The 13,288-nt window shown below is 73.9% G+C and carries 14 protein-coding genes; 4 read left to right on the top strand and 10 right to left on the bottom strand.

Annotated features, from left to right (window positions below):
* Positions 1–40: 40 nt before the first annotated feature.
* A complete protein-coding gene (locus ACF07V_RS01570; RefSeq protein ID WP_392150879.1) occupies positions 41–907 on the bottom strand; it encodes a helix-turn-helix domain-containing protein in 867 nt (288 codons plus the stop codon).
* Positions 908–1,035: 128 nt separating this feature from the next.
* On the opposite strand from ACF07V_RS01570, the gene ACF07V_RS01565 reads away from it, so the two are divergent.
* Together ACF07V_RS01565 and ACF07V_RS01560 are read left to right on the top strand one after the other, a co-directional pair.
* On the top strand, positions 1,036–2,088 hold the full coding sequence (locus ACF07V_RS01565; protein ID WP_392150878.1) for an NAD(P)-dependent alcohol dehydrogenase: 1,053 nt from the start codon (positions 1,036–1,038) through the stop codon (positions 2,086–2,088).
* A 78-nt stretch (positions 2,089–2,166) separates the two neighbouring features.
* Positions 2,167–2,514, top strand: coding sequence for a DUF1330 domain-containing protein (locus ACF07V_RS01560; protein ID WP_392150877.1), 348 nt, complete (start codon positions 2,167–2,169; stop codon positions 2,512–2,514).
* Here ACF07V_RS01560 and ACF07V_RS01555 read toward each other — a convergent pair.
* Positions 2,507–3,016 (bottom strand): hypothetical protein, encoded by a 510-nt coding sequence (locus ACF07V_RS01555; RefSeq protein ID WP_392150876.1) that lies wholly within the window; start codon positions 3,014–3,016, stop codon positions 2,507–2,509. The two genes, ACF07V_RS01560 and ACF07V_RS01555, sit on opposite strands and share 8 nt — an antisense overlap.
* 102 nt (positions 3,017–3,118) lie before the next feature.
* On the opposite strand from ACF07V_RS01555, the gene ACF07V_RS01550 reads away from it, so the two are divergent.
* Complete coding sequence (locus tag ACF07V_RS01550; RefSeq protein ID WP_392150875.1) at positions 3,119–4,453, top strand: BTAD domain-containing putative transcriptional regulator; 1,335 nt, start codon at positions 3,119–3,121, stop codon at positions 4,451–4,453.
* A 22-nt stretch (positions 4,454–4,475) separates the two neighbouring features.
* Here ACF07V_RS01550 and msrA read toward each other — a convergent pair whose 3' ends face one another.
* The 5 genes from msrA to ACF07V_RS01525 form a co-directional block, all read right to left on the bottom strand.
* Positions 4,476–5,138 (bottom strand): peptide-methionine (S)-S-oxide reductase MsrA, encoded by a 663-nt coding sequence (gene msrA / locus ACF07V_RS01545; protein ID WP_392150874.1) that lies wholly within the window; start codon positions 5,136–5,138, stop codon positions 4,476–4,478.
* A 32-nt stretch (positions 5,139–5,170) separates the two neighbouring features.
* A complete protein-coding gene (locus ACF07V_RS01540) occupies positions 5,171–6,298 on the bottom strand; it encodes a hypothetical protein (protein WP_392150873.1) in 1,128 nt (375 codons plus the stop codon).
* On the bottom strand, positions 6,295–7,368 hold the full coding sequence (locus ACF07V_RS01535; RefSeq protein WP_392150872.1) for a hypothetical protein: 1,074 nt from the start codon (positions 7,366–7,368) through the stop codon (positions 6,295–6,297). The genes ACF07V_RS01540 and ACF07V_RS01535 overlap by 4 nt, the downstream gene beginning before the upstream one ends.
* A gap of 54 nt (positions 7,369–7,422) precedes the next feature.
* Complete coding sequence (locus ACF07V_RS01530) at positions 7,423–9,048, bottom strand: M48 family metallopeptidase (RefSeq protein ID WP_392150871.1); 1,626 nt, start codon at positions 9,046–9,048, stop codon at positions 7,423–7,425.
* Between the two features lie 142 nt (positions 9,049–9,190).
* Positions 9,191–10,297, bottom strand: a complete 1,107-nt coding sequence (locus ACF07V_RS01525; RefSeq protein WP_392150870.1) for a hypothetical protein — start codon at positions 10,295–10,297, stop codon at positions 9,191–9,193.
* Between the two features lie 72 nt (positions 10,298–10,369).
* On the opposite strand from ACF07V_RS01525, the gene ACF07V_RS01520 reads away from it, so the two are divergent.
* Entirely contained in the window at positions 10,370–11,524 is a 1,155-nt protein-coding gene (locus tag ACF07V_RS01520; protein ID WP_392150869.1) for a cystathionine gamma-synthase, read from the top strand.
* 400 nt (positions 11,525–11,924) lie between these two features.
* Here the strand turns inward: ACF07V_RS01520 and ACF07V_RS01515 are convergent, their stop codons facing one another.
* The 3 genes from ACF07V_RS01515 to ACF07V_RS01505 form a co-directional block, all read right to left on the bottom strand.
* A complete protein-coding gene (locus ACF07V_RS01515) occupies positions 11,925–12,176 on the bottom strand; it encodes a hypothetical protein (protein WP_392150868.1) in 252 nt (83 codons plus the stop codon).
* On the bottom strand, positions 12,173–12,643 hold the full coding sequence (locus ACF07V_RS01510; protein WP_392150867.1) for a sigma factor-like helix-turn-helix DNA-binding protein: 471 nt from the start codon (positions 12,641–12,643) through the stop codon (positions 12,173–12,175). The genes ACF07V_RS01515 and ACF07V_RS01510 overlap by 4 nt, the downstream gene beginning before the upstream one ends.
* Positions 12,644–12,719: 76 nt before the next feature.
* Positions 12,720–13,241: a MarR family winged helix-turn-helix transcriptional regulator gene (locus tag ACF07V_RS01505; protein ID WP_392150866.1), complete on the bottom strand. Its 522-nt coding sequence runs from the start codon at positions 13,239–13,241 to the stop codon at positions 12,720–12,722.
* Positions 13,242–13,288 lie beyond the last annotated feature (47 nt).

Here is a 13,288-nt window from a genome sequence, read left to right as displayed (position 1 = left end):
GAGGGCCCCCTCCCGCGCCGGGAGGGGGCCCTCGCGCATGTCACTTCCGTACGTCCACGGGCTCGTCCGCGCCCCACTGCGCGAGCAGCCGCAGCGCGTCCGCCGAGGGCGTCCCCGGCTCCGCGTGGTACGTCACGAGCATCAGGTCCGGATCGTCCCCGGCCACCTTCAGCGACTCGTACGACAGCGTCATCTCGCCCACCAGCGGATGCCGCAGCCGCTTCTGCCCGTGCCCCTTGTCGGTCACCGTGTGCGCCGCCCACAGCGAGCGGAACTCCTCGCTGCGCACCGACAGCTCCCCGACCAGCGCGAGCAGCTCCTTGTCGTCCGGGTAGCAGCCCGCGTACAGCCGCAGCACGCTCACCACCTCGGTCGCCTTGCACTCCCAGTCGACGTAGAAATCGCGCGCGTTCGGATCAAGGAAGATCATCCGGGCCATGTTCCGGTCACCCGGCTCCCACGCCTCGAAATCGCCCATCAGGGCCCGCGCCATCCGGTTCCAGGCCAGGATGTCGCCCCGGCGGCCCAGTACGAAGGCGGGCAGCCCGTCCATCGAGTCCAGGAGGTGCTGGAGCCCCGGCCGCACCCGCTGCGGACGTGCGATCGCCGCCCGCTGCCGCTTCTTCACCGTCGGCTTCGCCAGATGCGTCAGATGCGCCCGCTCGGTGTCGCTCAGCCGCAGCGCCCGCGCGATCGAGTCGAGGACCTCCATGGACACGTTCCGCCCGTTGCCCTGTTCGAGCCGGGTGTAGTACGCCACGGACACCCCGGCCAGCTGCGCCAGCTCCTCACGGCGCAGCCCCGGCACCCGCCGGTGCCGCCCGTACTCGGGCAGGCCCACGTCCTGCGGCTTCAGCCGGGCCCTCCGGGAGCGCAGGAATTCGCTGAGTTCTGCACTGAGGTCCATACCGCCCCATTATCGCCGCCGGGCCCCGCGGACGGACGTACGTTCCTGACCCTGCCAGTGGTAGGCACGCCGGTCGTAGGCAGAACAGGTGGCTGGGTACGGTCCGCGCGCCCCGGCAGGCTGGACGCATGACCACGAACGTGACGACCGTCCCCGCGTACGCCGCACCCGCCGCCAACGCCCCGCTGGAGCGCACCACCGTGCCGCGCCGGCCCGTCGGCGAGCACGACGTCCTCATCGACATCAAGTACGCCGGAATCTGCCATTCCGACATCCACCAGGCCACCAACGGCTGGGGCGAGGGCATCTTCCCGATGGTCCCCGGCCACGAGATCGCCGGCATCGTCGCCGAGGTCGGCCCCGGCGTGACGAAGTTCCGGGTCGGCGACCGGGTCGGCGTCGGCTGCTTCGTCGACTCCTGCCGGGAGTGCGAGTACTGCCTGCGCGGCCTGGAGCAGTACTGCGTCACCGGCGGCACCGCCACCTACAACTCCCTCGACAAGAACGGCGAGCCGACCTACGGCGGCTACTCCACGCACATCGTCGTCGACGAGAACTACACCCTGCGCATCCCCGAGGGCATCGGCCTCGACGAGGCCGCCCCGCTGCTCTGCGCCGGCATCACCCTCTACTCGCCGCTCGCCCACTGGCAGGCGGGCCCCGGCAAGAAGGTCGCGATCGTCGGCCTCGGCGGCCTCGGCCACATGGGCGTCAAGATCGCCCACGCGCTCGGCGCCGAGGTGACCGTCCTCAGCCAGTCGCTGAAGAAGCAGGAGGACGCCCTCAAGCTGGGCGCCGACCACTACTACGCCACCAGCGACCCGGCGACCTTCTCCGCCCTCCGCGGCACCTTCGACCTGGTGATCTCCACGGTCTCGGCGCCGCTCGACTTCGACGCCTACCTGAGCCTGGTCAGGACGGACGGCGCCCTGGTGAACGTCGGCGCCCCCGAGGAGCCCGTCAAGGTCGGCCTCTTCTCCCTCATCGGCGGCCGCAAGACCCTCGCGGGCTCGATGATCGGCGGCATCGCCGAGACCCAGGAGATGCTCGACTTCTGCGCCGAGCACGGCCTGGGCGCCGAGATCGAACTGATCCGCGCGGACCGGATCAACGAGGCGTACGAGCGGGTCGTGAAGAGCGACGTCCGCTACCGCTTCGTGATCGACACGGCGACCATCTGACGCGGCGGGGTGCGCGACGGCCGGGGCATGACGTGCGGGGTAATCGACCCGTACGGCATGCCCCGGCACGCTTGCGTCATGACCGCTTACGCCATCGGAAACCTGCACCCGAAGCCCGTCCTCGACGAGGAGGTCTTCACCTACATGGAGCGCATCCAGGACACCCTGGACCCCTTCGGCGGCCGCTTCCTCGTCCACGGCGCCCCCGCCCGCGAGGTCCGCGAGGGCACCTGGCCCGGCGCCCTCGTGATCATCGGCTTCCCGACGTACGAGGACGCCCGCGGCTGGTACGACTCCGAGCCCTACAAGGCCCTGATCCCCCTCCGCACCCGCCACATGGCCGGCGACGTCCTCCTGATCGAAGGGGTCCCGGAGGGGTACGAGGCGGCGGCGACCGCGGCCCGGCTCCGCGCGGCCGTCAACTGACCTCGGCACAGAGCGGATCCGTGGTCCCGTGGATCAGGTTCAGCGTCTTGTAGCCGGTGGGGGAGACCTCCAGGGTGTAGGCCCCGTCCACCGTGTAGAGGCCGCGCGGCACGTTCCCGCCGCCCTCGCCGAAGCCCGCGAGGATCGGCCCGACGACGTACCAGGACTGGGAGCGGTCCGGGCGGATCTCGACCACCGCGCGGCCGCTCGCGTCCGCGTCGTACGAGGCGCCGGTCGCGGAGTTGACGACCCGGACCACGAGCTCGCCCTTGTACTCGACGAGCTTCGTACCGTCCTCGTAGGTGGCGAGGGTGCGCCGCACGACCTCGTCGACCACGGGCGAACCCTGGACGGCGAAGTCGCAGCGTGCGCCGGCCGGATAGGACCAGGAGGGGGAGGGGGCGGGCTCCCAGCCGCCGGCGGATTCGGAGGCGCCGGCGGGCGCGGTGAGGGCGGCCACGACTCCAACGGCGGCCAGGGACACGAGAATGCGTCGCTTCAAGGGGAACTCCTGGGTGAGGACGAACGGGAGAGCGAACGGACCCCACATTCCCCCCACCCCCTCACCACATCCTGACCACCGCGCGCCCTAGGGTGACCGGCCATGGACTTCACCCTGCTCGGCCCCTTCGAGACCCGCCACGAAGGGCGTCTCGTGCGGCTCGGCAGCCGCCGTCAGGAGCGGTGCCTGCTCGCGGTCCTCCTCCTGGAGGCGGGCCGTCCCGTCCCCACCGACCGGCTCGCGGACCTCCTGTGGAACGGCACCCCGCCCGACGGCGCCCGCGCCACCCTCCACACCTACGTCGGCCGGCTGCGGGCCGCGCTCAAGCCGTACGGCGTGACCGTGGAGACCCGCCACGACGGATACGCCGTCGACGTCACCGGACACACCGTGGACGTACGGGAGTTCCTCGACCTCGCAGGCCGGGCCGCCCTCGCCGCCGACCCCGGGGAACAGGTCCGCTGCCACGACAGGGCCCTCGCGCTCTGGCGCGGCCCGCTCCTCGCCGACACCCTCGACGCGACCCAGCGGGACCGGCTCGGCGGCCGGCTCGCCGAACTCCGCCTGACCGCACTGGAACAGCGCGCCGAGGCCCGGCTCACCATGGGCCTCCACGAACGGGTCCTCGCCGATCTCGCCCCGCTCGCCGGCGAACACCCCGGCAGGGAACGGCTGGTGGCCGCGCACATGACCGCGCTCTACCGGGCCGGCCGGCAGACGGAGGCGCTGGAACTCCACCGCGTCACCCGCGACCACCTGGTCACCGAACTCGGCATCGAACCGGGACCCGCCCTCACCACGCTCCACGAACGCATCCTGAACGCCGACCCCCGCCTCGACCGCCCGCCGGCCCCGCTCTACGCGGTCCGGGTTCGCGAGGAGTGGCTGCCCTGGTCCACGGGCGGCCACCCGGCCCTGGAGTTCTGCAACACGTACGCGGGCTGGCACCGCGCCCCCGCCGTCCCCGGCTCCGACTGGCTCCGCACCTACCGCACCCTGGCCGTCTGGGCCGGCCACCAGGCCCTGACCGACGACCTCTCGGTGGACCGCCTGTTGACCGGGGCGGGCGCCCACCCGACCGAGGCGGCCGAAGCGCTGGCGGAGGCCAAGAGCTTCCGCACCGCCCTCCACGCCTGCCTCACCGACCCCGCCGACCTCCGCGCCTTCCGCACGGTCGCCGGTTTCGCCGAGGCCGCCGCCCGGGCGGCCGTCCTGGAGCTCGACGAGGACGGCCTCGCCCACTGGCGCCTCCCGCCCGCCACGGGCCTGCGCCTCCCCGTCCTCGCCACCGCCCGCGCCGCCGCCGACCTCCTCGCCGACCCCCGCTGCCTCACCCTCCGCGCCTGCCCGAGCGACGACTGCGGCTGGCTCTTCCTGGACGCGACGGGCCGCCGCCGCTGGTGCTCGACGGCGACCTGCGGCGGCGGCCGGTCCTGACGCCGGGGCGGGCCGGAGCGCCCTACTCGGCCTTCGCGACCCCGATCGGGCAGGAGACGCCCGTGCCGCCGATGCCGCAGTAGCCCGCCGGGTTCTTGTCCAGGTACTGCTGGTGGTAGGCCTCCGCCGGGAAGAACGGGCGGGTCTCGTCGGCCGGGAGGACCGTCGTGGTGATCTCGCCGTAGCCGGAGGCCGTCAGGACCTTCTGGTAGGACGCGCGGGAGGCCTCCGCCGTGGTGGCCTGCCCCGGGGAGTGGGTGTAGACCGCCGAGCGGTACTGGGTGCCCACGTCGTTGCCCTGGCGGAAGCCCTGCGTGGGGTCGTGGGACTCCCAGAAGAGCTTCAGGAGCGACTCGTACGAGACCCTCGACGGGTCGAAGACGACGCGGACGACCTCGGTGTGCCCGGTCAGGCCCGAGCAGACCTCCTCGTACGCCGGGTTCCGCGTGAAGCCGCCCTGGTAGCCGACGAGGGTCGTCCAGACGCCCTCGGTCTGCCAGAACTTGCGCTCGGCGCCCCAGAAACAGCCCAGCGCGAAGTCGGCGACCTCAAGGCCCTCCGGGTAGGGGCCGAGGAGCGGGTTGCCGAGTACGGTGTGGCGCTCCGGGACGGAGAACTCCGGCTCCGCGCGCCCGGGCAGGGCCTGCTCGGGAGTGGGGAGGACGGGGGTGCGGGACAGGAACATGCTGCATCTCTCCTCGACGTTCGGCAGTCCTGTCAACGCCGGACGGGAGGGTGGGATTCCCCGTCCGGCACGTGCCCCGCGCAGTCGTCGCGGGCCCGGCAGAACTCCTCCGCCGGGTCCGTCTTGTACCGCCAGGGCAGGGCGCCGACATAGCCGTCCACCAGCCGGAACTGCTCCAGCGCCGCCGTGTGCCGGTCCTGGAGCCACAGGTAGTACGCCAGCAGGTGCCGGGCCTCGGGGAGCCGCGGGTGGGCCGGGTCGGCGGCGGTCACGTCCGCGAGGAGCGCGTCCACGGCCGCGTACATCTCGGGGGTCCGGTCGACGTCCGCCGTGTCCGAGGTGTCGTGCTCGAAGTGGGCGATCAGCGGGAGCGCCGTGAGCAGGCTGCCGGGCGGGGCCTCCGCCGCCGCCCGCACCGCGAAGGCCCGCGCGAGCTCCGCCGAGCCGCACCACTTGCCGCACCAGTACTGCAGCGCCGCGAAGTGCGCCTCGTAGTGGTGCGGCGCCCGGTCGGAGACCTCGCGCCAGAGCCGCCGCAGCTCCTCGTGGGGCAGGCCGAGGCCGAGGGCCGTCCAGATCTCGCCCACGTACGGCGAGGGGTCGTCGGCCGGCGCCAGCGCCAGCGCGCGCGTGTGCTCCGCCCGGGAGCGGGCCAGGACGCGGCGGAACCCCTCGGTCTGCTCCCGCGTGGTGTCCTCGTCCCGCTGCCCGCCCCGTACGTTCCACGCCAGGAACACCGTCCCGCGCGCCCGCACCAGGGCGGCCCCGGGATCGGCCGGCCGCGCCTCCTCCCAGGCCAGCAGCCACCCGTCCGCCTCGGCGGCCAGGTCCGCGAGGCGCTCGCAGAGGGCTGTGCGGCCCTCCCAGTCGCGGGCCTCCGCCGTCGCGTCGAGGAGCTCGGCGGCCGGCGTCCAGTCGCCGGCCCGGGCGGCCGCGAGCGCCACGGTGAGGGCCGCCGGCCGCGGGCCCGCGAGCTCGGTGTGCTGCCGTTCGGCGGGCAGCAGGCCGAGCGCGGTGGCCCGGGCGGCGGTCTCCTCGGCGCGCGGATCCGTGCGGACGTCGCGGGCCAGGCCGCGCACGATCGCGATCAGGAAGACGAGGGCGACGGCGGCCACGCAGAGGGCGAGCGGCGTCAGGACGATCCAGAGCAGTACGGTCACGACGCGCCGGCGATCGCCTTCTCGCGGGCCCGGACGTACGCCCCCGCCGGGTCGGCCTGGTAGTTCCACGGGAACGCGCCGATGAAGCCGTCCACGATCCGGAACTGCTCCAGGGCCTCCGTGTGCCGGTCGAGCCGCACCAGGTACCAGGCGAGCAGCAGGCGCGCCTCCGGCAGGTGCGGGTGGCCGGCCGGCGCCGCCGCGACGTCGGCCGCGAGGGCGTCGACCAGGGCCGACACCTCCGGTCCTGTGAAGCCCCGGTCCGTGTGACCGAAGGACTCGTGCTCGTACCAGCTGATCAGCGGGAGCACGGTCAGCAGGCTGCCGCGCGGGGCGGACGCCGCCGCGCCCTCCGCGAACGCGGTGGCCAGTTCGAGGGAGCCGCGCCACTTCTGGCACCAGTACTGGAGCGCCGCGTAGTGGGCGTCGTAGTGGTGCGGGGCCCGCGCCTCGATCCGCTTCCACAGCCCGCGCATGTCCTCGTGCGGGGCGCCGAGGGAGAGCGCCACCCAGATGCCGCTGATCAGCGGGGTCGGGTCGGCCGGGTTCAGCTCGGCGGCGCGCGCGATCTCCTCGTCGGCGCGGGCCATCATCCGGTGGAAGTTGTCGAACTGCTCGCGGCTCGTCTCGGACGCGCGCGCCGAGCCCCGCAGCTTCCCGGCGAGCCCGACGGTGCTCCAGGCGCGGACGGCGGAGGCGCTCGGGTTCTCCGGGTCGGCCTGCTCCCACGCCGTCAGCCAGGCGTCGTCGTCGACGGCGACGTCGCCGAGGGCGCCGATCAGTCCGGTGCGGAGCTCCCAGTCGGGGCCGTCGACGGTGTCGGCGAGCAGGGCGGCGGCGGGCGCGAAGTCCCCGGCGCGGGCAGCGGCGACGGCGGCCGCCACGTGGGGCTCGCGGGGGCGGCTGCGCTCGGTGTCGAGCCGGTCCTCCGGCAGGAAGCCGAGTTCGAGGGCGCGGGCGGAGACGCCGGTCTGCGGCGCGGCCGGGGCGGTCCGCCTCCGGGCCTGGCGGGACTTCCACCAGAAGTAGACGGAGACCGCGATCACGATCAGGGGGATGAGACGGGGCACGGGTGCTTCCTCGGTACGGGGTGGTGGCGGGGGTTCGGTGAGGGGTACGGGCGGTCAGGCGGCGGCCAGCAGCTTGCGCAGCCGCTCGGTGTCCGGGCGGTCCGCGATCGCCGCGTCCAGGGCCGCCGGGAGTTCCTCGGCGTACCCGTCGGGCAGCAGCAGGGAGGCGGGGGCCGACCAGGAGAGCTGCCAGCGGGCCCGGCCGTCCACGGCGAGCGCGGTCGTGAGGAGGCGGGCGAGTTCGCGCCGCAGCGAGGAGCGGGCGAACTCGCGGGCCGCGCGGCCGCTCGCGGCGGCGGCCTCCTCGGACTTGGGGAGCCGGTCGACGAGGTCCCAGACCGCACCGGCGTCGACGGCGTCGAGGAAGGCTTCGACCTCCCACCGGAGGCACCGGTCGGTCCCGTCGGGCCGGTCCGGTGCCTCCGCGGGCTCCCCGATCGCCTCCCGCAACACCTCCGTGTCCCGTACGTACTTCGCCGTCATCGCCTCGTGGACCAGGTCCGGCCAGTCGAGCCGGCGCATCCGCAGCGCCTCCGGGGTCAGGGTGGCGTCCTCGACCGCGCGCAGGGCCTCCTCGGGCGAGGCGAACAGGGTGAGGGCCGGACGGTCCTCCTCCGCGGCCCGGCCGTCGTCGGGCAGGGCCTCGACGGTGGCGACGCGCTCGGCGGTCGGCGGGTGCGAGTCGTACGGTGTGGCCGGTTCGGCGGGGAGTGCGGCGCGCATCCCCGCCAGTTCCCCGGCGCGGGCGTCGAGCAGGTGGCGTACGCCGCCGAAGACCTCCCCGCGCGGCGGCAGCATCCCGAACTCGACGCCGAGGGTGGCGTACGAGCTCAGGTAGAACTCGTGCGCCGTGTCGAGCGCCGGGAGCGCGCGCAGCGCCGAGGCGGTGGCGTCGCGGCCCGCGATGCGCGCGGCGGCCAGGTCGGCGGCGATCTCCTGGCGGCGGGAGCCGCTCAGGGTGGCGCGCATGGAGAAGCGGCCGTACGCCGTGTAGATCCGGGCCATCACGCGGTACGTGATGCCGACGCCGGTGGTGTCGACCTCCCTGGCCGTCTTGCCCCTTGCGACCCGCCGGGCCGACTTCCGTTCCTGCCGGGCGCGTTCCTTGGCGACCTTGAGGCCGGACTTCTCCTCGAACCGGCCGACGGTACGGGCGACGTGGAGGCGGCTGCGTTCGGTGATGCCGGAGAGCCGGGTGTCGGAGTGGGCGTAGTGGCCGAGCTCGTGGGCGAGTACGGCGCGCAGCCGGGCCTCGGAGAGGCCGGTGACCAGGGGGAGTCCGAGGTAGAGGCGGCGGGTGCCGCCGAGGAGGCCGAGGAGGCGGGCGTCCTCGGTGACGGCGGCGTTCATGTCGGCGGTGAGCCGGATCTCGTCGGGCGCGCGGGTCCCGACGAGCGCGGCGAGTTCCCGTACGGCCGCCCAGAGCCGGGGCTCCTCGGCCTCGGTGACGGGGACGCCGGCGACGCCCTCGTCGCGGGGGGTGCGGAGCATGAGCATGCCGCGGACGACGGGGACGGCGAGCACGAAGCTGAGGGCGTAGATCTTGAGCGCCCACAGGGCCGGGGCCCAGCGCCAGGCCACCCAGTCCAGCGCGCCGAGCAGGGCGAGCAGACCGAGGCCGAGCAGATGGAAGCCGGCGAGCAGGACGAGGGCGCGCAGCGCGCGCAGAGTGGCGCCCATCGGGCAGATTCCCCCCCACGGGAAAGGCGTGGCGATCATCGTACGAGCAAGTGGGGGAGCCCGGATCATGGCCCACGGGGACGGACGCAGTCCACCCGGATTCCGTGGGTCTACGCAGGCGAGGCCGGTCCGAGGGGGGGGCTCAGCGAGGCAGTGTCGCCGGGCTTCCGCCGTTCGCCTCGTAGCCCGCGACCGCCAGGTTCCGGTAGACCGTGTACCCGGCCGCCGGATCCTCGCTCAGCGTCCACGGCAGCGCGCCCACGTGTCCGTCCACGCGCACCAGCTGGTGCATGGCCTCCGCGAAGCGTTCGGCGGGGACCAGGAACCACACCAGCAGGTGACGGACGTGCGCCAGCATCGGGTCGTCGGCGCGGGCCGAGTGCACCGCGTACAGGGCGCCGTCCATCGCCTTGGACACCACCGCCGTCCGGTAGAAGTCCGTGCCGAGCACGAACTCCGGCCGGTTCTCGAACACCGCGAACAGCGGCAGCGCGGCGAGCAGCGAACCCCGCGGGGCACGCGCCGCGGCCGTCGTCGCGAAGTGGTCGGCCTCCTCGCGCGAACCGTGCCACTTCTCGCACCAGTAGTGCAGGGCCGCCAGATGCGCCCCCATGTGCTGCGGCGCGCGGTCGATCACCTTCGCCCACACCTGGTCGAACTGCTCGTGGCCGTACCCCAGTCCACGCGCCACGGCCAGCTGGGTGATGCAGGGGACCGGGTCGCCGGGGGCGAGGAGCGCCGCCTCCTCGGTGACCTTCAGCGCCTCCTCCAGGATGATCCGGAAGTCGTCCGTGCCGGCCGACGACGAACGCCACGCCTGCTGCACCAGGAACTCGCCGTGCACCGCCGCGCCGCCGGCGTCCTTCGGCGCCTCCGCCCGCCAGGACCGCAGCCACGCCCCCCCCACGCCCGGCCGCTCCTGGAGCTCCAGGGAGGCCGCGCCCGCGAAGGCCTGGACGCGCTGCCAGCGCACCTCGCCGTCCGCGCCGGTGGCGGCGAGCAGCCGCGAGGCGGGCCGCCAGTCCTGGGTGGCCTGGACGACGTCGAGGACGTGCAGGAGCTCGTCGTCGGCGCCCGGCAGCCGCACGTCCTGGTCCTCCTGCCGCACGAAGCCGTACGCCTCCGGGTCCGCCGCGTCCGGCGACCCCGGCTCGACCTGCCGGATCCCTCCGCCGCGGCGGCGCAGCACGAAGGGACCGAGGACGCCGAAGAGCAGGCCGAGCGCGATCAGGAGCCAGAGAATGTCCATGTGTCCATTGTCCAGGACACCCGGTGAGACGAACGAAGCGGTGGGAGGCGTACGGCACTACGCTCCTGACCCATGAGCGACCAGCACTCCCATCAGAGCTTCGAGACCCGCGCGATCCACGCGGGCAACACCGCCGACCCGCTGACCGGCGCGGTCGTCCCGCCCATCTACCAGGTGTCCACCTACAAGCAGGACGGCGTGGGCGGGCTGCGCGGCGGTTACGAGTACAGCCGCAGCGCCAACCCGACCCGTACCGCCCTGGAGGAGAACCTCGCGGCGCTTGAGGGCGGCCGCCGCGGGCTCGCCTTCGCCTCGGGCCTCGCCGCCGAGGACTGCCTGCTGCGCACGCTCCTCGTGCCCGGCGACCACGTGGTCATCCCGAACGACGCCTACGGCGGCACCTTCCGGCTCTTCGCCAAGGTCGTGCAGCGCTGGGGCGTGGACTTCTCCGTCGCGAACACCTCGGACATCGAGTCGGTGCGCGCCGCCGTCAACGACCGCACCAAGCTGATCTGGGTCGAGACCCCGTCGAACCCGCTCCTCGGCATCACCGACATCGAGGCCGTCGCAGGCGTCGCCCGCCAGGCCGGCGTGAAGCTCGTCGTCGACAACACCTTCGCCTCGCCGTACCTCCAGCAGCCGCTGGCGCTCGGCGCGGACGTCGTCGTGCACTCGCTCACCAAGTACATGGGCGGCCACTCCGACGTCGTCGGCGGCGCCCTGGTGACCGCGGACGAGGCGCTCGGCGAGGAACTCGCCTACCACCAGAACGCGATGGGCGCGGTCGCCGGTCCCTTCGACTCGTGGATCGTGCTGCGCGGCATCAAGACCCTCGCGGTCCGCATGGACCGGCACAGCGAGAACGCGGCGAAGATCGCCGAGATGCTCACCCAGCACCCGAAGGTCACCCAGGTCCTGTACCCGGGTCTCCCGGAGCACCCGGGGCACGAGATCGCGGCCAAGCAGATGCGCTCCTTCGGCGGCATGATCTCCTTCCGCGTGCAGGGCGGCGAGGAGGCGGCCGTCGAGGTCTGCAACCGCGCGCAGCTCTTCACCCTCGGTGAGTCGCTGGGCGGCGTCGAGTCCCTCATCGAGCACCCGGGCCGGATGACCCACGCGTCCGTCGCGGGCTCCGCCCTGGAGGTCCCGGCCGACCTGGTCCGCATCTCGGTGGGCATCGAGAACGTCGAGGACCTGCTCGCCGACCTGCGCCAGGCGCTGGGCTAAGACCTGATCCGCGATTCACCAGGGGTGGGTCGCGGGTTGCGGCCGGGGCGGTGTCCGGGCTTTCCGGCGTGGTCACCTTGCGGTGGCTCATCCGGGGTTGCTCGGTGCCGCCGTCCGGCGGTTCGGGGAGCAGAGGTCCCACGGCGTTGCCGTGGGACTGCCACGCGACCGGCACCCCGAGGGGTGTTCTGACACGGTGTGGTTGACTCCCGCAGGGCTTCTTCCAGCCCTTCGGAGAAGATGATCTGTGCATGCCGGGACACGGTGGTGTCCAGGTACGCGGTCCTGGGGTCGTCCACGTCGGCGAAGCGGACGAACGCGGCCAGGGCGGCGGAGACGAGGTGCGCTTCCCGGCCAGGCCGCAGGCGGGGCACGCGTGCTCGCGGTCCCGCAGCGATGCTCACCAGCCTTCCAGCGGCGGGGTGGTCTCCGCCGGCGGGACCTCCCACGGGTGGGTCATCGACGCCCACACCACGAAGGCGAGCACGGCGACCGCTCCCAGGGCCCACAGCACGCGCCGCACCCGCCGGGCCCGGTCGCGCCGCCGGGCCCCGCGCTCGGCCGCCCGCAGCGCCAGGTCGCGGGGGACCGGCGGGTGCGGGGTGTCGAGCAGCCGCCGGACCGCCTCCTCCTTGTCCTCGTACCGGCTCACGCGGCGGCCCCCGCGGCGCCCCGCCGGGCGGCCCTGAGCGTGGCGACCGAGCGGGCGCACACGGCGCGGACCCGGGCCTCGGACTGGCCGAGCAGCGCCGCGACCTGCTCCTCCGCGACCCCCTCGTACAGCCGCAGGACGACGACGAGCCGCTCCTGCGGGGAGAGCAGGGCGAGCACCCCGCCGTGGCCGCCGTGGTGCCGCCAGGCGGTGCGGGCGAAGCGGGCGGCGAGTTCGCGCCGCGCGAGGTCGTAGGGGTCCTCGTCGCGCTGCCGGTCCCACACCGCGTACGTGTGTGCGAGGGCGGCGGTGAGCAGGGCCTGGGCGTACGGGTTGCGGGTGCGGGTCTCGGCGGTCAGCAGCGTCGCGGAGTGCAGCAGCCGGCCCGCGGCCCCGGCCACGAAAGCCTCGAACTCCCTGGTGCGGCGGGCGTGTTCGGCGCCCTGCCCGCGCTGTTGCTCGCGCACCTCCTCATCTGAGGACAGCGCGGGTGCGGGGTCAAGAGGTCTGCGCGGAGTCGGTCCGCTCGCGCGGGGCGGTCCGTCAGGCGGTGGTCCCGGACTCCGTCCCGGCCGGCGGGTGGCCCGTGTGCGCCGACTGCCGTGCGGACAGGGCGGTGTTGAAGCGGGTGAGCAGCGTGCAGAAGGACTCGCGCTCGTCCGGGGTCCAGCCCTCCGTGACCTCGGCCATCAGCTGGCGGCGCGAGGAGCGGACCTCCTCCAGACGCGCGAGACCGCGCGGCGACAGCTGGAGGACGACCGCCCGCCCGTCCTCCGGGTGCGAGGTCCGCTTCACCAGGCCGGTGTCGACGAGCGGGGCGACCTGGCGGGTCACCGTGGAGGAGTCGATCCCCATGCCCGCCGCGAGCGCCTTCACGCCCATCGGCCCTTCCTGGTCGAGGCGGTTGAGGAGGAGATAGGCCGCGCGGTCCATGGAGTTGCGGAGCTGGCCGGTGCCGCCGAGGCGGGTCTGCTCCGCGCGGCGGGCGAAGACGGCCACCTGGTGCTGGAGGGCATCGAGGAGACCGGGGTCGAGCGCAGTCGTCATGTCCTGAGATGTGGGCATGGCTGTGGGTCTCTCTCGTGCGGGGGTGGTCGGTCGGTGGGGGACAG

It is taken from the genome of Streptomyces sp. NPDC015661 (assembly GCF_043077765.1).
In the GTDB taxonomy this organism is placed as follows: domain Bacteria; phylum Actinomycetota; class Actinomycetes; order Streptomycetales; family Streptomycetaceae; genus Streptomyces.
This window is presented reverse-complemented; position numbering and strand designations above follow the sequence as displayed.